At 45.5% G+C, this 18,665-nt stretch carries 19 protein-coding genes and 5 pseudogenes; 11 read left to right on the top strand and 13 right to left on the bottom strand.

Features of this window, described 5'->3' with window-relative positions; translation table 11 throughout:
- Positions 1-40: 40 nt before the first annotated feature.
- From DXA15_RS05050 to DXA15_RS05025, 6 genes and pseudogenes are all read right to left on the bottom strand, one after another.
- Positions 41-1,336: an NCS2 family permease gene (locus DXA15_RS05050; RefSeq protein WP_128133323.1), complete on the bottom strand. Its 1,296-nt coding sequence runs from the start codon at positions 1,334-1,336 to the stop codon at positions 41-43.
- Between the two features lie 10 nt (positions 1,337-1,346).
- A pseudogene (locus DXA15_RS05045) lies at positions 1,347-2,047 on the bottom strand (DUF5020 family protein).
- A gap of 80 nt (positions 2,048-2,127) precedes the next feature.
- The gene (locus DXA15_RS05040) at positions 2,128-3,075 is read right to left on the bottom strand and encodes a calcium/sodium antiporter (RefSeq protein WP_128133322.1); all 948 of its coding nucleotides are present in this window, start codon (positions 3,073-3,075) and stop codon (positions 2,128-2,130) included.
- 277 nt (positions 3,076-3,352) lie between these two features.
- Positions 3,353-3,481, bottom strand: coding sequence for a hypothetical protein (locus tag DXA15_RS27530; protein ID WP_255419920.1), 129 nt, complete (start codon positions 3,479-3,481; stop codon positions 3,353-3,355).
- A gap of 40 nt (positions 3,482-3,521) precedes the next feature.
- Positions 3,522-3,734, bottom strand: a complete 213-nt coding sequence (locus DXA15_RS05030; RefSeq protein ID WP_007658790.1) for a hypothetical protein — start codon at positions 3,732-3,734, stop codon at positions 3,522-3,524.
- Between the two features lie 185 nt (positions 3,735-3,919).
- Positions 3,920-4,318, bottom strand: coding sequence for a hypothetical protein (locus DXA15_RS05025; protein WP_007658789.1), 399 nt, complete (start codon positions 4,316-4,318; stop codon positions 3,920-3,922).
- An 87-nt stretch (positions 4,319-4,405) separates the two neighbouring features.
- Between DXA15_RS05025 and DXA15_RS05020 the strand changes: the two genes are divergently transcribed.
- Positions 4,406-5,305 carry a 1,4-dihydroxy-2-naphthoate polyprenyltransferase gene (locus DXA15_RS05020; RefSeq protein WP_007658783.1) on the top strand — a complete coding sequence of 300 codons (900 nt, stop codon included), beginning with the start codon at positions 4,406-4,408 and terminating at the stop codon, positions 5,303-5,305.
- 41 nt (positions 5,306-5,346) lie between these two features.
- Here the strand turns inward: DXA15_RS05020 and DXA15_RS05015 are convergent, their stop codons facing one another.
- From DXA15_RS05015 to DXA15_RS04990, 6 genes and pseudogenes are all read right to left on the bottom strand, one after another.
- A complete protein-coding gene (locus DXA15_RS05015; protein ID WP_199676218.1) occupies positions 5,347-6,261 on the bottom strand; it encodes a DMT family transporter in 915 nt (304 codons plus the stop codon).
- Between the two features lie 92 nt (positions 6,262-6,353).
- A pseudogene (locus DXA15_RS05010) lies at positions 6,354-6,898 on the bottom strand (DJ-1 family glyoxalase III).
- A 10-nt stretch (positions 6,899-6,908) separates the two neighbouring features.
- Positions 6,909-7,745, bottom strand: coding sequence for an energy transducer TonB (locus tag DXA15_RS05005; protein ID WP_007658775.1), 837 nt, complete (start codon positions 7,743-7,745; stop codon positions 6,909-6,911).
- 5 nt (positions 7,746-7,750) lie between these two features.
- On the bottom strand, positions 7,751-8,161 hold the full coding sequence (locus DXA15_RS05000; RefSeq protein ID WP_007658774.1) for a biopolymer transporter ExbD: 411 nt from the start codon (positions 8,159-8,161) through the stop codon (positions 7,751-7,753).
- Positions 8,162-8,169: 8 nt separating this feature from the next.
- A complete protein-coding gene (locus DXA15_RS04995; protein ID WP_224265841.1) occupies positions 8,170-8,829 on the bottom strand; it encodes a MotA/TolQ/ExbB proton channel family protein in 660 nt (219 codons plus the stop codon).
- 84 nt (positions 8,830-8,913) lie between these two features.
- Positions 8,914-9,632: pseudogene (locus DXA15_RS04990) on the bottom strand (pyridoxine 5'-phosphate synthase).
- A gap of 85 nt (positions 9,633-9,717) precedes the next feature.
- Between DXA15_RS04990 and DXA15_RS04985 the strand changes: the two are divergent.
- Positions 9,718-10,376 (top strand): annotated as a pseudogene (locus DXA15_RS04985) (CBS domain-containing protein).
- Between the two features lie 13 nt (positions 10,377-10,389).
- Positions 10,390-11,265: an NAD kinase gene (locus tag DXA15_RS04980; protein ID WP_128133320.1), complete on the top strand. Its 876-nt coding sequence runs from the start codon at positions 10,390-10,392 to the stop codon at positions 11,263-11,265.
- Between the two features lie 214 nt (positions 11,266-11,479).
- Here the strand turns inward: DXA15_RS04980 and DXA15_RS04975 are convergent, their stop codons facing one another.
- Positions 11,480-11,947 carry a hypothetical protein gene (locus tag DXA15_RS04975; RefSeq protein ID WP_128133319.1) on the bottom strand — a complete coding sequence of 156 codons (468 nt, stop codon included), beginning with the start codon at positions 11,945-11,947 and terminating at the stop codon, positions 11,480-11,482.
- A gap of 36 nt (positions 11,948-11,983) precedes the next feature.
- Between DXA15_RS04975 and DXA15_RS04970 the strand changes: the two genes are divergently transcribed.
- From DXA15_RS04970 to DXA15_RS04935, 8 genes and pseudogenes are all read left to right on the top strand, one after another.
- On the top strand, positions 11,984-12,556 hold the full coding sequence (locus tag DXA15_RS04970) for a hypothetical protein (protein WP_128133318.1): 573 nt from the start codon (positions 11,984-11,986) through the stop codon (positions 12,554-12,556).
- Positions 12,516-12,788 (top strand): AraC family transcriptional regulator, encoded by a 273-nt coding sequence (locus DXA15_RS27880; RefSeq protein ID WP_128133330.1) that lies wholly within the window; start codon positions 12,516-12,518, stop codon positions 12,786-12,788. The genes DXA15_RS04970 and DXA15_RS27880 overlap by 41 nt, the downstream gene beginning before the upstream one ends.
- Before the next feature lie 163 nt (positions 12,789-12,951).
- Positions 12,952-13,110: pseudogene (locus DXA15_RS04960) on the top strand (type II toxin-antitoxin system RelE/ParE family toxin); the annotation flags it as partial.
- An 11-nt stretch (positions 13,111-13,121) separates the two neighbouring features.
- Positions 13,122-13,469, top strand: a complete 348-nt coding sequence (locus tag DXA15_RS04955; RefSeq protein WP_128133317.1) for a HigA family addiction module antitoxin — start codon at positions 13,122-13,124, stop codon at positions 13,467-13,469.
- A 309-nt stretch (positions 13,470-13,778) separates the two neighbouring features.
- Entirely contained in the window at positions 13,779-14,321 is a 543-nt protein-coding gene (locus tag DXA15_RS04950; RefSeq protein WP_128133316.1) for an FHA domain-containing protein, read from the top strand.
- Between the two features lie 467 nt (positions 14,322-14,788).
- Entirely contained in the window at positions 14,789-16,006 is a 1,218-nt protein-coding gene (locus DXA15_RS04945) for an MFS transporter (protein WP_128133315.1), read from the top strand.
- Between the two features lie 74 nt (positions 16,007-16,080).
- Positions 16,081-17,514 carry a TolC family protein gene (locus DXA15_RS04940; RefSeq protein WP_128133314.1) on the top strand — a complete coding sequence of 478 codons (1,434 nt, stop codon included), beginning with the start codon at positions 16,081-16,083 and terminating at the stop codon, positions 17,512-17,514.
- Positions 17,515-17,670: 156 nt separating this feature from the next.
- Complete coding sequence (locus DXA15_RS04935; protein WP_007658739.1) at positions 17,671-18,663, top strand: HlyD family secretion protein; 993 nt, start codon at positions 17,671-17,673, stop codon at positions 18,661-18,663.
- Positions 18,664-18,665 lie beyond the last annotated feature (2 nt).

The raw sequence follows: 18,665 nt of genomic DNA, 5'->3' as shown, positions 1-18,665 counted from the left end.
CTTTTGCTACACCTCCTTTTTATATCTCTGAATATCGCTTTTACGCAAAGATGAACTTCAGTATAAACAAGGCTGCCAGTATATACATGGTGATGCTGATATCCTTGTGCTTGCCGCAGAACAGCTTTACCAATACATAGCAGAGCAGTCCCAACACCATCCCGTCGGCAATGGAGTAGGTGAGGATCATCATAATGATGGTGATAAAAGCCGGTAGTGCTTCCGACATATCCTCCATGTCGATTTTGGAGATCGAATCCATCATAAACACGCCGACAAGCACCAGTGCCCCGCTTGTGGCTGCACTGGGAATCAGCAGGAACAACGGCGCAAAAAACAAAGCCAGGATAAACAGCAGTCCGGTTATCAGTGAAGTGAAACCCGAACGTCCTCCTTCCGCAATACCCGAGGCACTCTCCACATACGTCGTTATGGTGGAACTTCCCATCATCGCCCCGATCGTAGTACCTATCGCGTCGGACATCATCGCCTCTTTCACATGCGGGATATGCCCGTCTTCTCCCATGATCCCGGTCTTCGAAGCCAGGCCGACCAATGTCCCTACCGTATCGAATATATTCATAAACAATAAGGTAAAGATCACTACTGCCATATCCAGTGTAAAGAACTCGGAAAAATCGAACTTACAGAATGTCGGTTCCATCGAGTGGGGCATGGAGACAGGAAGAAATCCTTCCGGTATTTCCGTCACCCCCAGCGGGATGCCGATCAGGGTACAGATCAGGATACTGTAGAACAATGCGCCTTTCACCTTTTTGACAATCAGTATGCCGCTTAACAATATCCCGACCATCGCCAGGACCGAAGACGGCGTAAAGGTCCCGAACATCACATAGGTGACAGGGTTGGATTCAATGATCCCCGCATTCTTCAACCCTATGAATGCAATGAACATGCCGATCCCAGCCGATATGGCATACCGCAGGTTCATGGGAATGCAGTTAAGTATGATCTCCCGGATATTCAGAAAAGTAATAAGGATGAATATCACCCCTTCGACAAACATCGCCGTCATCGCCGTCTGCCAGGAATATCCCATGCCCTGTACCAGCGTGAAAGCAAAAAATGCGTTCAGCGCCATGCTAGGTGCCTGTGCGAACGGCAGTTTGGCCATAAAGGCGAGGAGCAGGGTGGCAATTGCGGAAGCCAGAGCCGTGGCCGTAAAAACCGCTCCTTTGTCCATACCGGTAGTTCCCAGGATGGAAGGGTTTACAGCCAGGATATAACTCATTGTCAGGAATGTGGTTATACCTGCGATAACTTCCGTACGGATTCTCATGGTTTGTTTGTCAAACCCCAAAAGTTTTTGTATCATGCCGGTTTATTTAATCGAATGTCCATTTTACAGCAAGTGTCGGAATAGTATAGAAGCCGTTCCGTCCTCCGAAGTTATGGCTTAACTCCACTTCACTGCCCACACTCAGTTTGAATTTCTCGTCTACGCCTTTTATCTTGTTCAGGTTTACCCATATCTGCGGTTCGGAGAGGAAAATAAAGTTCCCGTGGTCGTTCTTTTCCCGCCACCAGTCGGCAAAGCCACTGAAAGTACACAAGCCGTTCTTGGCAAAATGAAGATACCAGGTGGTTGTCAGCTGGAAATTATTGGGTGTTTTATGCTTCTGGATATATTTGTACATGGCGGTGAAAGTGATTCCCCTGCTGAAATCTTTGCTGTTATAGGTATAGGTGGCACCGCCAGGTAAGCATTGTTGTAGGAGGCTCCCTTCATCAGTCCGCCGTTATACTCTACGTGGATGGAAAAAGGCGGTTGCCAGAAACTCAGTTCGCGGGCAATCTCCCAGTAAGCCGAAGCGACCCCGCTGCTCTTGTAGTCCATATCCACGAAAAAATAGGTGCTTCCCCATTTATCCGGTTTGAACATTTCCACAGTGGAGGTCAGTGCCGGACGCCCGTCCAGGTCCTTGTCGTACAAGGCGCCTCCGAAATCATAATGTAACTGAACGTTTTGCGCTTTCCCACAGAAAACGGCAAGTAATAGGACTGCTAGGGTAAAAAACTTTCTCATTCTGATCGTTTAAAATATGTATGGAAGCCACAAAGGTATAAAAAAAGCAAGACCTTCAAAAAAGCCCTGCTTTTACACGATTAGATCAGATCTCTGAGCAGCCATGCCAGGTAGCATAAATACACAAGTATAAGCGCCCACCCTTCGGCACGTGAAATCTTTTGTCCGCTTTTCACCAGTGGAAGCAGGAGCAGGGTTAATCCCAGCATAACCAGCAGGTCGACGTAATTGACGTTTTTGGCAGCGATCGGACTTACCACAGAACTGGTTCCCGCTATAGCCAGGATATTGAACAGGTTGGAACCGACAATATTTCCGATCGCAATATCGGGATTCTTTTTGAGGGCCGACACGACCGAGGTGGCCAATTCCGGCATGCTTGTTCCGGCGGCAACGATAGTCAGTCCGATGACCGCTTCGCTGACACCCAGTTCCTGGGCGATGGATACGGCATTGTTGACCAGCAGGTTGGAGGCGAAGATCAGGATCACCAGGCCGCCCACGATATACAGGACATCTTTATACCAGGGTTCAGGTTGTTTCTCCAACTCCCCGATCTGTTCTTCCACTTTCTTTTCATGTTTGCGTGAATAGTACAGGCTGAAAACCGTATAAATAATGATGCCCGCTAAAAAGAAACAACCTTCCAGCCTTCCGAGTACCCCGTTCCAGAACAGGAGCGTGAAGACGGCGGTAGCGGCGATCAGTATGGGAATATCCAGGCGGGTAAGCTGGCGTTTGGCCTGTAGCGGTTGGATGGCGGCGGATATACCGAGAATGGCGGCGATATTGAAAATATTGGAACCGATAATGTTCCCCACGGCTATATCGCCCTGCCCGGATAAGGACGCATTCAGGCTGACCACCAATTCCGGGGCACTGGTACCGAATGCAACGATCGTAAGACCGATCACCAGGTTTGATATCTTTGCTTTCAGGGCTATCTCCGTACTACCCTTTACCAGCCAGCCTGCTCCGATGTAGAGAGCAAACAGCGAAAGAACTAATAATGTTACGCTTGTTATCATGGTCGCAAATTTACTAATCTTTTTATTACAATGTCCGGCTTCCTGTTGTCCGGTGGATGTTGCCACCGTAACCAAGTAAACAGCAAGTTATTTTTTAGGCAGAAAAACGCACCTCGGATAACCCCGGATCGCTCCGGAATAACAGCAGGAAGCAACTAGACATTTCAGTTAGGGTTGTTAGGAATATTCGTATTAGTGATTTAATATTCGTATTCTTCCTTAGGCTCTTTGGCTGCCTGTCTCAGTTGTATGCCACGGAGTATGACCATGGCGACTGTTACCAGCCTAATGCTCCCATTGTTACATCTTTTGTGATAGCGTTTTCAAAATCGGTTGTACCGATCAACACCAAAATGATAAACGACACCATCATGACGGCATCTACCAAATCTTTATTTATCTTCATTTTATTAAACTTTTTAATGGTTACTTTTGTTCAAACATGCTTATTCTTTTTCTTCGATAGCAGTTTCTTCAGCAGAGCCGGTATTGCTCAAACCTTTCATGATGCCATATAATCCATATCCCAGAGCACCCATTACCACCAATAACTTCAGGTAATCGTTAGGAATGATAGAACTACAAGCTAGTACGCAACCAACAACAGTTATAATAACAGAAACATAAATACGTGTTTTATTTGATTTTTTAGTAGACATAATATTTCATTTTTAGTAATTAATAATTAATGACCGGATTGTTTCGAAGCCTTACTTATCAATGTGACAGGCAGTGTCGGCAATCTGAAGAGAACGCATGGCGTTCTTGACAAGGCCTCAGCGAAGCCGGTGTAGCCTTGATCTTTTGATTACTTTTGGATCAAGCCAAAAGTAATTATCAATTACTAAATAATGAGTTTCCGCAGAGCAAACACATGTTCCCCCATACGGCAAAGAAGGGTAGACAGATTTATGGTTTGACATTCTGATACATTTTCCAGCACTTTCCGTTGTGCATTCATCTCCTTCAGGCGGATATCCTGAAGTACTTTTTCCGCTATTTTCAGCGTGCGCAAATGAAATGTATTATTAGTCGATTGAACCGTTCTGCGTGCAGTCAGACCTTTGCTTTCTTTCAGGTCGGTACTTAATACGTTCAGGTAATATTGTACATCCGCAGAACCTTTTTCCTTCATGACTGCCTCTTTTTGAGCCACAGCGATGTTGTCGCTTTCAACCTCCTCCTGGGGAGAAAAAAGCAACATGCCGAAAAGCAGAGTCAATATGAACAGAAAATTTTTCATGCTGCAAAGATATACGAATTCCTATTAAAAAAACAAATCATTGTGGTTTTTGTTTATACTTTTGTCCGTTAAAAGTGAACGAGGAAGATGGAAAGAGAGAAGAGCCTTTTTAAATCATGGGTGGAGGCCGCGCGCCCGAAAACGCTGCCGGCATCGTTAAGTCCTGTGCTGCTGGCATGTGTTTTAGCCTGGTGCGAGGGAGTATTCCGGTTCGTACCGGCCCTTTTGTGTTTTGGAGTAGCTTTGCTGGCACAGATAGCCAGTAACTTTGCCAACGATTATTTTGATTTTAAAAAGGGAGCCGACCGGGAAGACCGCTTAGGGCCCGAGCGTGCCGTCGCTCAGGGATGGATCACTCCGAAAGCCATGCTGAAAGCCACTTTTCTCACCTTGGGCCTGTCGTGTTTCTGTGGATGTATGCTGCTGTTTTATGCCGGGTGGGAGTTGATACCTGTCGGTATCGCCATCGCCCTTTGTGTGCTGGCATACTCCGCCGGACCTTTTCCGCTGGCCTATAACGGTCTGGGCGATGTCTGCGTGGTGCTGTTTTACGGGATCATCCCGGTATGCTTCACCTATTATGTACAGGCACTGTCCTTTTCCCTGTTATCATTTCTGCTGTCCGTATCGGTCGGATTGCTTTCCACAAATATCCTTGTCGTGAACAATTATCGTGATTATGTGCAGGACAAGGCATCGCATAAGCGGACCACCATCGTCCTTTTCGGGCGCAGTTTCGGCCGGATATTCTACCTGTTGAACGGGGTCATGGCGCTTTTACTGGCTATGCCTCTGATGCTGGACGCACCTTGGTGGATACAGTTCCTTTTCGCCGCCTTTTTTGCCCTCTTTTATGCGACCTGGCGGCAACTTTACCGTTTTGAAGGACGCGAACTCAATAAGACCCTGGGCCATACCGCCCGCAATGTCTTTCTCTTCACCCTGCTGTTATCGCTTCTGTTAATCTCGTTAACGACAGGATTATAGCGGAAACACACAGTGTCGTATATTTGTTTATTCGAATATTCTTATAAATGAAACAAAGCCCTGCGGAGTCCCCGTAAGGCTTTTTGTATGCTTTTGGAGAGGATGATCATGGTGACGGCGATGATAATAAGGAGGATGCCGATGGCCAGATTGAATGTGAACGGTTCGCCGAAGACGAGTACACCAACGAAGACGGCGGTAACGGGCTCCATAGCTCCCAATACGGCAGTCAGCGTACCACCGATGTTATGGACGGCCAGTACCAGAGTGATATTTGAAATGACTGTCGGGACAATAGCCAGAAGTATCAGGTTGACTAGCGACATCGTGTCGGGGATCGGTTGTATCCCTTCGTTGGTGCTTGCCTTAATGGAAAACAGGATGGTGCTGACAATGAATACATAGAATGTCAGTTTTCTGCCTGTCATCGTATGCACTCTCGATTTGTTGACGGTAGTAATATAAAGCGCATATCCGACAGCAGACAGGAGTACGATAAATACGCCCAGTACACTTAGCTTCATCTCTCCTTCATTGATCGACAGACGAGCAACCCCGCAGATTGCCAGCCCAATAGCCAACAACGTTACCCACGATGTTTTTTCGCGGAAGAACAATAACATGATAAGTGTAACGAATATCGGATAAGTGAAATGTAATGTCGTAGCTATCCCTGCTGACATGAAATTATATCCCCAGAAAAGAAACATGGCCGAAGCCGTGTAAAAGAACCCTGGCAGGACTAACACCGGTATATCTTTTTTGTCGATACGCAGGGATTCCTTTTTACTAGCCATAATACCCACCAGTGCTATCGAGGCAAACAGAAAACGGTAGAAAAGGATCGAATCAAACTGCATCCCCTTTGCCATCAGCGGCAGGGTGAATAACGGGATCAAACCGAAAGTCGCGGAAGTGGCAATGCCGTATACAAATCCTTTTATGTTACTGTTCATCTTTTTACCTTTTGCTAAAACGGCTGCAAACATACAAAAAAGCCGTGATATTATCAGGTTATATCACGGCTCTTAAATATTATTTCAGATGATTAAACAAGCAATCCAGCTGCCACTTCTTCTGCCACCGCTTCATTTTTGATGGCGGCTACCAGGCAAGACCGAAGTTTATGACCAGTCCCGGGCCTTTTCCGGTTATTACGTTGTCGGATACTTCTACTGCTTCGCCGGTAACGTTGGCACCGATCAGTTTCGGTTCGAAGCCGGGATAACAAGTAGCGTTGCGACCTTTCAGCAAGCCTAGTCCGCCTAAGACCATAGGAGCAGCACAGATAGCGGCAACGATTTTACTGTCGCGATATTGTTGCAGTAAGGCTTCCTTTACCGCTTCTGAATCGTTCAGGTTGGATGCACCGGGCATGCCTCCGGGGAGGACCAAAGCATCCGCATCTGCCAGGTTTGCCTTCTCCAGAGTAGTATCGGCAGTAACCGGAACATTATGTGCTCCCGTTACGACAGGGTTGGCTGTGATGGAAACAGTTGTCACTTCAATACCTCCGCGGCGCAGGATATCGACTGTACCCAAGGCTTCCATTTCTTCGAAGCCGTTGGCTAAAAATACAATTGCTTTCTTCATATTACTTCCTTTATTTTAGTTTATACACATAGGTGATCGTACCACTCTGGTTGTTCGCTCCGCTGATGCTGTTGAACTTAGCCCGTTTGGCTGCATCCAGTGCACTTTTACGCATAGAGGCGTTGTCGATATTGGTACCTCTTCCTATTTCTGCAAATATCACATTCCCTTTCGGGTCTACCGTGATATTGATCACGATCTTGCCTTCTTCCTGGATGGTGTAAGCAGGACGGGGCAGGCCTCCGGCTCCGATGGAACGGCCGTTCAGGTTGAACGAACCGTAACCGCCTACGCCTTCGTTGGCTCCGTGGTCGGAGTTGCCGAACGGACTTCCCTGGTTACCTGTTCCGGTTTCTGCATCGCCCTGGCTGTTGCCTTCTGCACCACCGATACCGAATGCTCCGGCAACGCGGTTGCTGATGGCCTGTTCCTTCTTGCGACGCTCTTCTTCCAGACGCTTCTTTTCAGCCTCTTCGCGTTTGCGACGGTCCTCTTCCTCTTTCCGTTTGCGCTCTTCTTCTTTCTTTTTTTGCTCTTCCTTCTTCTTGGCATCAGCCATGGCAACACTTTCTTCGATGTCCTGCGTAATGACTTCCTCCTTCGGTGTCTCTACCGGTGGAGTAGGTGGAGGGGGAGGCGTGGTCGTTTCCTGTGGCAGTTCCTGTCCTGTATATTTGGGTTCGAAGGTACCGGCTGCGGAATTGACGTTTCCGAAATTGACAAGGACACCCCCGTCTTCTTCCGGAATCTCTGTCCGTAGTACCGTGAACAACAGGATCAGAAAGATCGCCAGGTGGAAAGCGACTGAACCGGCTATACTGTATATGTCATCTTTGTTGAATTTCATATCTGTTATTTCTGCGCACGGGTGGCAAGCACCATCTTGAATTTGTTTTCGTTCGCTATGTTCAGGATCTTTACGATTTCTTTATAAGGAACTGTTTCGTCAGCATAAAGGGCGACGAACATTTCGGGCTCTTTTGCATAACTGTCTTGCAGGAACGGGGTGATCTCGTCAAACGTGACCTGCGTTTCCCGCTGGTTACCGAAGGCTACGTAGTAGTTCAGGTTGGCATCGATGGTAACCCGCGTAAGCGGTTTGGCTGCCGTCTGCTTCTTGGCTTGTGGCAATGTTACCTTGATGGCATTCGGAATGACTACCGTAGAGGTGACCATAAAGAAGATCAACAGCAGGAATATGACGTCGGTCATAGAGGCCATGCTGAAGGCTTCGTTTACTTTTGTTCTTCGTTTTAGTGCCATTCGCTTTGTTAATTAGCCGGTTCGTTCAATAAGTCCATAAATTCCATGGTGCGAGCTTCCATTTTGTTCACCACGTTGTCCACCTGCGATACGAGGTAGTTGTAAGCAAACAAAGTGATGATACCGACTACCAGACCGCCTACGGTTGTTACAAGAGCTTCGTAGATACCGCCTGAAAGCAGGGATACGTCTACGTTTGTTCCGGCATTAGCCATATCGAAGAAGGCACGTACCATACCGGTTACTGTTCCGAGGAAACCGAGCATCGGGGCTCCGGCAGCTGTCGTAGCGATCAGCGGGAATCCTTTTTCAAGTTTTGCAATTTCCAGGTTACCTACGTTCTCGATAGCCACAAGCACGTCGTTCATCGGACGGCCCAGGCGGGTGATACCCTTTTCGATCATACGGGCGGAAGGAGTGTTGGTGCTGCGGCACAGGTTGAGGGCCGAGTCTACTTTTCCTTCGTGGATATAGTCTTTGATACGGTTCATGAAATTCTGGTCTTCTTTACCGGCGCGACGGATAACCAGTAAACGCTGGATAAAGATATAACCTGCCATTAGTGATAACAGCAATAGTACAACCATGATCCACCCTCCTTTGAATGCAAGGTCTATCACATTGATCTCTGCTTCAGTGGGGACTGTTACTGCCGTCAGATCCGGCATCTGCTCTGCTGTCTGTGCCCCTACTGCCTGTAGGGAAAGTAAAATACTCATAGGTTTGTATACTTATTCGTTAATATTAATTCGTTATTTCTGTTGTAAACACGCTTTGTATAGGGAGATTGTTTCCTGTAATCCGTGATATAAAGCATCGCAGATCAGGCATGGCCGATGGATACTTCTTCCAGCCAGGGGATATTCTGACTGAACCAGGCCAGGTTTTCCAGGCTCAGGTCGTGACCCGCATTGACACCCATGCCCAGGTTCTTAGCCAGTTGGGCGGCGGCAACGAACGGTGCGACAGCCTCTTCCTTGTTAACCGGATAATTGGTTGCATAGGGTTCTGTGTAAAGTTCGATACGGTCTGTTCCTGTTTTTGCAGCCAGTTCGATATTGGCAAGGTCTGTTCCTACAAAAATAGAGGTACGGATTCCCTGTGCAGTGAAAGTATCCACCAATTCACTCAACTGGTCGAAATGTGTTTTCACATCCCATCCGGCATTCGAAGTGATGGCATCGGGAGCATCCGGCACGAGTGTAACCTGTGTCGGCTTAACCTTCAGAACCAGGTCTATAAAATTGTTACAGGGATATCCTTCAATGTTAAATTCTGTCCTGATCAGAGGTTTCAATCCATACACATCACTGTATTTGATATGTCTTTCATCCGGACGGGGATGAACTGTAATTCCTTGTGCGCCGAAATTTTCGCAATCCTGGGCGACTTTTAAAATGTCAGGCATATTACCACCGCGTGCGTTACGAATGGTTGCTACCTTGTTAATGTTTACACTTAAATTTGTCATCGTATATCGTTATATCTTTTTTCTTTCATTACATTTGCACAAAAGTATCGGCAAATTTAGCAGAATTAAGGGAATTAACAGAATAATGTTGGTGAAAGATTTCATAACGAAGGAACTTCCTGTGTTAAAAAGTTTTGACACAGAGGAATATGCTTTAGCGCTAATGGATGATTTTAAGTAAAACATCTACCGTTATTGAGCGAAGGGATATATCGTTGCCTGATCTCGGAAAAGGATCTTCTGGCTATGCCTGATCCTGCGGCAACGATTGGCGAACCGGTTCTGTTTGCTCCCAGTGTAATGGAAAATACACATATTCACGAGGCGCTGGCATTGATAGCCCGCTATCAGTTGAGCCTGCTTCCGGTTGTTACTCCGGAAGGGGAATACCAGGGGGCGATCACGCGGGATAAGCTGATCGATATCCTTTCGGAATTGTGTAATGCCGAGACTTCGGGCAGCGTGTTCGTCCTGGAGGTGATGCCGCAGGATTATTCGCTGACGGATATAGCCCGGCTGGTCGAGTCGAACAATGCGCATGTCCTGAACCTGCTTTCATACACGGATAAGGATACCGGGCGCTTACATCTTATTATAAAGATAGACCTGGAGGATGCCTCACCGGTGATCCGCAGTTTCGAGCGCTTTAACTATACTGTCCTTTATTATTTCATGGAAAAAGGAATGGTGGACGATCTGTTGCAGCAGCGGATGAACGAATTGTTGCATTATATGAATATCTAATTGATTGAAAGTTATGAGAGTTGGCATATTTGGTAGTAAATATCAGGTAGAAAAACAGAGCCAGATAAAACGTTTGTTTGAAAAACTGATATCCCAGGAAGCGGAGATCTACGTAGATGTACGTTTCTATAATTTTCTTACTGATATACTCAATTATGAACCTCCGGTGGCAGGACTGCTGACCGATGATAATTTTGATCTCGATGTCGTCCTGAGTGTGGGTGGAGACGGAACGTTCCTGCGTACGGCTGCCCGTGTGAACCGGCAGGATATTCCTATTCTCGGAATTAATACCGGGCGTCTTGGCTTTCTGGCCGATGTCGGAGGTAATGATATAGAAGAAACGTTGGAGGAGCTGTTCAAGAACTATTATAAGATAGAAGAGCGTACCCTGTTGCGGCTTCATACGGAAGAACGGGCCTTTCATGGGTATAACTATGCTTTGAATGAGATCGCTATCCTGAAACGCGATACTTCTTCCATGATCACGATTCACACTTCTTTGAATGATGAATACCTGGCTTCTTATCAGGCGGACGGTTTGCTGATCGCAACACCGACAGGTTCTACCGCTTATTCCATGAGCGTAAACGGACCGATCATCATCCCACAAAGTAAGAATATCGTATTAAGTCCGGTTGCACCTCATTCCCTGAATGTACGTCCGCTGATCATACCGGACACCTATACGATCACGTTGGGAGTGGAAAGCCGGAATAAATCCTTTCTGATCTCTCTCGACGGCCGTTCGGAAGTCTTTCCGGCGGGTATCCAGCTGACAGTGACGAAAGCAGACTATACGACGAAAGTAATAAAAAGATATAATCATACCTTTTATCAGACTCTCCGTGAGAAGCTGATGTGGGGAGCCGATGCAAGAATGAAATAGGGATAGGACGTGTAAAACTGCTCTAAAAAGATGTTTTATAGCATGTATTTGTTAAATCATATTAAATAAATGAGATTTCCAAGCGAAATATTATGCTACATAACATAAAGTATCTATATTTGCACTGTGTTTTTCATGGTATTAGATTTAAGGTTAACAATGAAGATTGGCTGTCCGTGATGGATGGCCTTTTTTGCGTTTATAAGGTTCCTGTTTAAAATGCTTCTGCAAATTTAAAGACAAAGCCTCCTGTATTTTTACCGAAACCATAGTCGATGCGGGCATTCACATTGTGTTTGAATTCAATTCGTAATCCCAGTCCGTAATTAGGTAAAATGTCAGACCAATCGAACTTCTTTATTTCCGGGAATACACTGCCGGCTCCTACCCAGGCTACACACCCCAAACGGTTGAATATATGTTGGCGTAATTCCAGTTGTGCCGTTAATTGGTTGCAGTCGATATAACGTCCGCCGTAATAACCCCTCATCCGGAAACCGTTACTGCCAAGTTCTTCCCGTAACGTCCAGGGAGTGTCCTTGCTATTGAACTGCCCGTAAATATCTCCTGCTATTATACCGCCCGACCATATTTTCTGATAGATATCAAAAATGAAATTGGTGCTGAAAAGGGTTTTGTTGAAACTGCCTGAAAACTCCGGATATATCACCTCCTTGAACATGATATAAATACCCTTCTTAGGATTTAGTATAAAGTCGTGGGTATCATATTGAAGGGAGACACCTGCCCCTGTAAAAAAGTAAGCCTGTTTTTGTCCTTCCAGATAAGAGAGGTCTTTTATTTCGGAGAGATCCGTGTAATTGAGGTTAAAGGCAGGATTGATCTGATGCCCTATACGGTTAAAGCGCCTTCCATATCGATAACCCTACCGGGGCAGATTCTGGAATATGAATCCAATACGGCTGATTTTGACGGTGTTTTTATTTTCATGTCTCAACGATTTAATGATAGCCTGCATTTGCCCGATCGTTTTTCCACTTTTCTTTCTGTTCGTAATAATCCGGTTATTCCGTTGGGAGTTGGTCAGTTGGAAGCTATACGGACCTATTATACCATGATCCGGCGGGTGGTCGGCGTGAAAGACAATCCTAATCGTCTGGAGATCGTGAAACATCTCACGATTGCTTTCTTTTATGGCCTGGGATATTATTTCCATAAATATTCGGAAGTCGAGATGAAAACAAGAAATGAAATATTGATGCGTGACTTTCTGAAACAAGTGCAGTTATATCACAAAAAAAGAAAGACGTATAGATTTTTATGCAGATAAGCTGCATCTGAGTTCCAAATATCTTTCCCAGCTGATTAAAAACTATAGTGGAAAGTCGGCCGCTGAATGGATTGATGAATATATTGTGCTGGAAGCAATGGCTCTGCTGAAATCTACCGATATGACGGTTCAGGAAATCAGTGATGAACTAAACTTTCCCTCCCAATCCTTTTTCGGCAAGTTCTTTAAAAGGGTTTCAGGGGTTTCTCCGAAGGCTTACCGGGGGCAATGAATTGTTCGGATATTACCCTTACGGATGAATATAGTGACATTGTGTCTTTTTATAAAAACTTTTCAGGATTAGTAAAAGTGTTCGCTAATTTTGCGAACATAGATATTTAATGCAATATTTGTATCTGTAAAGAGAACCGATAGTAACGACTCTCACTCAATATAAATCGCTGAATTATGAAAAGCTGAAAGGTGATAAAGCGGGATTGTCTTCCGTAAGAGTGAATGACCAGTACCGTATTGAGTTCGAGGAACAAGTTAAGGATGGCGAAATTATCGCTACGATATGTAATATAACAGAGTTGTCGAATCATTATAAATAGAAAGAATTGATATGAGTGCTACTGTAAAAGGGGGTGATCCCCAAATGACTGCCAATAATCTTGTTCCCGCATACCCAACTCACCCGGGTGAGATTTTGAAAGATGAGATTGAGTATAGAGGAATATCGCAACGTAGGCTCGCGAATCAAATGGGATTGGCATATTCCGTTTTGAACGAGATATTGAACGGGCATCGTCCAATAACAGAAAAGACTGCTTTACTTTTTGAGGCGGTTTTGGGAGTGGATGCAGAACCGTTGATGTGTCTTCAACTCAAATACAATATGCAAGCTACCCGCAAAGACAAGACATTTATGGAGCGGCTAGCAGAAGTACGTAAAATTTCTGCGATACTCTGATAGTAAAGAATGTTATCTGTATGGATAATGACATTTTTAGTGTGAATATGCTGTGGAAATGTGTTGTGTAGCATGTTTTTTGTTAAACTGTATTAAATGAATGGTGTTTTTGAGGTGGATATTATGCTGAATAACATAAAACCTCTATATTTGCACTGTGTTTTTCATGGTATTAGATTTAAGGTTAACAATGAAGATTGGCTGTCCGTGATGGATGGCTTTTCTGTTTTATAGACGTATCGGTCTTTATTTCCGTGGAAAAAGACTTATCTTTGTACTTCTTAAAACGTAAATGCTTCAAATAAAGATATGAAAAGAATATTCTGCCCCAAATGTGATAATCAGTTATCATTTGATGAAACAAAGTATCCCGATGGGAAAATCCTGGCTTTTGTATGTCCTCAGTGTGGTTCCCAGTTTAAGATAAAACTGGGTAGAAAGACTGTGCGTACGGAGTCCGGACAGGAAAAAGAAGTGAAAGAACCCGATTTTTCCTGTGGTTATATCACTGTGATCGAGAATACTTTTGGCTTTAAACAGGAATTGCCGCTTGTGATGGGGGATAATATGATAGGACGAAGGAATAAAGACACGGAAGGTGTGGATGTTCCTATTATTACCAGTGACCCGAGTGTGGGGCGTAAACATTGTATTATTAATGTGAAACAGGACAGGAATGGTAAATTCGTTTATACCTTGCGCGATAACCAGAGTATGACCGGCACATTCCTCCGCAGTGTACTGCTGGGAAAAAAAGAACAGGTACGGATCGGTGAAGGGGCTATCGTGACTATGGGGGCTACTACTTTTATTCTACATGTTCCGGGAGGGGAAGAAGAGGAAGATTTTTAAATTAAACTTAGATACTGCTCCGGAGTGAACGATCTCTTACATCAGGGCGATAAGGGAGATAGGGGGAATTGGCGTAGGTTTCGGGAGAGATGGATACAAGATTACCTTTCATCTCCGGCGCAGTTCTAAAGTTTAAATCTCATTATTCATGCTTTTTGTTTAGTTGTTCAACGATAAAACAACTATAAGTCTATTTGGCTCACGGCAATTTACGTAAAGAATCAAAAAGAACTGAAAGAAAAGTTTTGTTAAAGCCTCGTGTTAATGCAGGTGTCGCTTTATGAATCAAAGCGAGTTGTCTGTATATTGCAGTAATTATAAATGTTAATTGAGGAATTTTTATAATTGAACTCTGTCTGTTTTTAACACTTTAGATCATCCGTTTTACCTGATTATAATGAAAGGATGGTTCCTTGTCCGTTATTTTATATGTACTTTTGCAGCTCAATAGGCAATAAGGTTTACAAATGGGACAAAATAAGGTTGAATCGGCAAGTGGGATTACCTTCCGTATTTTAGTGGCATTGAGCATATCACATTGTATAAATGACTCACTGCAATCTGTAATTACAGCTGTTTATCCGTTATTTAAAGATGATCTGGCATTGAATTTTGCGCAGATCGGGTTGATTACACTGGTTTACCAATCGGCGGCATCGGTCTTTCAGCCACTTACCGGATTATATTTTGACAAACATCCGTCCCCGTGGTCGTTACCGATCGGGATGAGTTTTACGTTGATCGGCTTGCTAAGCCTGGCATTTGTCGGTTCTTTATCCTGGGTTTTGTGTTCTGTGGCCTTGATTGGAGTGGGATCGTCGATATTCCATCCGGAGGCTTCGCGGCTGACGTCGTTGGCGTCGGGAGGGAAGAGAGGATTGGCGCAGTCATTATTTCAGGTGGGAGGAAACCTGGGGGGATCGCTGGGACCGCTATTGGTCGCTATCCTGGTGGCACCTTACGGACGGAGCCATATTGCCTTGTTCTCTATTCTGGCTTTCGTCGCTATCCTGATCATGACTTCGGTAGGACGTTGGTACAAGGGATTACTTTTGCGGTTTAAACGTGAAGATGTCGGGACTTCGAAACGTCATATCGAAATGCCGTTGCCGCTGGGGAAAACGATATTCTCCATATCCATCCTGTTGATCCTTATCTTTTCCAAATATATTTATATGGCGAGCCTGAACAGTTACTATACCTTCTATCTGATAGAGAAGTTCGATGTGAGCGTTCAGTCATCGCAGTTGTTCCTGTTTCTCTTTCTGATAGCGACTGCCTTGGGAACTCTGATGGGCGGTCCGATCGGTGATAAGGTAGGACGTAAATATGTTATCTGGGCATCCATTCTCGGTGCGGCTCCTTTTTCTCTGTTAATGCCGCATGTACATAGTTTATATCTGACGGCAGTTCTGAGTTTTTGCGTCGGTCTGACATTATCGTCTGCTTTCCCGGCAATTCTGGTATATGCACAGGAGTTATTGCCTTATAAATTAGGACTGATCTCCGGTTTGTTCTTTGGTTTTGCCTTTGGGGTGGCGGGGATCGCTTCGGCTGTGCTGGGGAATCTGGCCGACCAGTATGGTATCGAGACGGTTTATAATGTGTGTGGTTATATGCCGCTGATCGGACTGGTGACCTGGTTTTTACCGGACTTGAAGAAAGCCTCGGAAAAAGGAAGTTAATTCCCGCTGAACAATCCCCTAGAGGGTGTTGTTATTAATCATAAATTTCGCTCAAACTAAATTTAAACGTATTTATGATTAATAACTTAACGCATTTCAGTATTGGCTTGCTGTTCCTTTTTCCTGCCATTACTTCTGCCCAGACAGAGACGATAGACCTGACTCTGGAACAGTCGATGGAACTGCTTCAGAAAGGAAACCGTAGTATCCGGATGGCAGGGAAGGAGGTTGAACTGGCAAAGAACGAGCATCAGAAACTGAACTCATTCTGGTATCCTTCGGTTGGAGCAGCCGGCGCTTTTGTGCATATGTCGAATCCTATCGAGGTCAAACAGCCGCTTAACCAGTTCACCGACCCGGCAAAAGACTTTGTCCATTCCATCATCCCCGATGATCAGTTTATCTCTTCCATCCTGGATAAGATCGGTCAGAACACGTTGACGCTGCCGCTTATTTCACAGAATATCACTTCTATCGATGCCAATGTAACTTGGCCCCTGTTTACCGGCGGTAAACGTATTTTCGCCAGTAAGATAGGGAAAACAATGGTCGGTATTGCTGAGGTAAACCGTGAACAAGTCAATGCCGACCAGCAATCGAAGTTGATTGAATGTTATTTCGGTTTGCGTCTCGGCCAACGTGTTGTCGCCGTGAAAGAAGCTACGTATAATTCCCTGAAAACCCATTATGACCAGGCTCTCAAACTGGAGCAGAACGGGATGATCAATCGTGCAGAACGTCTTTTTGCCCAGGTGAGCATGGATGAGGCCAAGCGTGAACTGGATTCCGCCCGCAAAGACCTGGAAGTAGCCGGGCAGGCGCTGAAAAGCCTGATTGATCTGGATGCCGATAAGGAGATCAGCACGACAACTTCCCTTTTCATCAATGAGAATATTCCTTCAGCCGATTATTTCAAAGAACTGGTACCGGTCAACAACTATATGGTGAACCAGTTGAAACTACAGCAAAACATAGCCGGCAACGAATTGAAGATAGGCCGTACCGGATACCTTCCCACTATTGCCTTATTCGGAAAACAGACGCTTTATTCAAATGGGGTGGATAAATACCTGATGCCCCGCACGATGATCGGTGTCGGTTTTACCTGGAATATCTTCGACGGTTTGAACCGGGAGAAAAAGATACGTCAGGCTCGTCTGACCAGCCAGACGCTGGCGATAGGAAAGGACAAAGCGGTCACCGAACTGAAAGTCGGTGTAGATAAATATTATACTCAGTTGCAAAATGCCCTCGACAATGTAAAGGCTTTGAATACAACTTTGGAAATGAGTGAGGAACTGGTCCGTATCCGTCAGAAATCCTTTCAGGAAGGAATGGCAACTTCAACCGAGGTGGTCGATGCCGAGGTAATGTTGTCAAAGGTAAAGACCGCTTTCCTGTTGGCTTATTACCAGTATGATGTGGCATTGATCAATTTGCTTTCTATCTGCGGCATTCCGGAAGCATTCCAGCAATATAGGGTGGAAGGGATAACGGAGATAATTTAATCTACTTTTCCCTTGATGGAAAAGTAGCCAAAAGATCAAGGCTGCACCGGCTTCACTGCTCCGGAGGCTGTGCTGTTTGAGCGTAGCGAGTTCACAGACGACAGCGAACGCAGGATGCTATATCAATAATTGAATTAACAATAAACACAAATAATTATGGACAAGACTAAGAAATACCTGACGATCTCTTTTATAGTGGTACTGATCGCCGTTATCATCATATCCGCTGTGGGGATGCTGTTGCTGAAGAAAAAGCCGGTTATCCTTCAGGGGCAGATTGAATCTACCGAAATACGTATCTCCGGAAAGCTCCCTGGGCGTATCGATACTTTCCTTGTGAAAGAGGGACAGCATGTAAAAGCCGGCGATACGCTTGTCGTCATCAACAGTCCGGAAGCGATGGCTAAATACCAGCAGGTGAATGCCCTGGAAGATATTGCCAAGTACCAGCACCAGAAAATCGACGAAGGAACCCGTAAACAAATCGTTGCCTCCGTCCTTCAATTATGGAACAAGTCAAAATCGGATTTACAACTGGCAAAAACGACTTACGACCGTATCCAGGCCCTTTATAAAGACAGCGTAGTCACCTCCCAGCGAAAAGATGAGGTGGAAGCGCTTTATAACGCAGCCGTGGCTAACGAACGCGCTTGCTATGAACAATACCAGATGGCTCGCGACGGTGCCCGGATACAGGATAAGGAAAGCGCCCGTTCACTGGTGGCAGCCGCCCAGGGTACAGTCAACGAGGTAGAAGCCCTCTTGCAGGATGCCCGCCTGGTTGCTCCCGAATCCGGCCAGATATCGACTATTTTCCCGAAACGTGGAGAGTTGGTCGGTGCCGGAATGCCGATCATGAACCTGGTGGTACTGGATGATGCACATGTCGTGCTGAATGTCCGTGAAGACCGTCTGCCGTTATTTAAGATGGGCGGAACATTTCTTGCCGACGTGCCGGCTATTGCCGCAAAAGATATTGAGTTCAAGATCAACTATGTCAGTCCGCTGGGTAGTTTCGCTACCTGGAAATCCACAAAGCAGACCGGAAGTTATGATTTGAGGACGTTCGAGATACATGCCCTTCCGGTAAAGCCGGTCGATGGACTGCGTCCCGGCATGTCGGTCCTGGTTGATCTGGGAAAACAATAATG

This window comes from Parabacteroides sp. AM58-2XD (assembly GCF_003463685.1).
GTDB lineage: Bacteria > Bacteroidota > Bacteroidia > Bacteroidales > Tannerellaceae > Parabacteroides > Parabacteroides segnis.
This window is presented reverse-complemented; position numbering and strand designations above follow the sequence as displayed.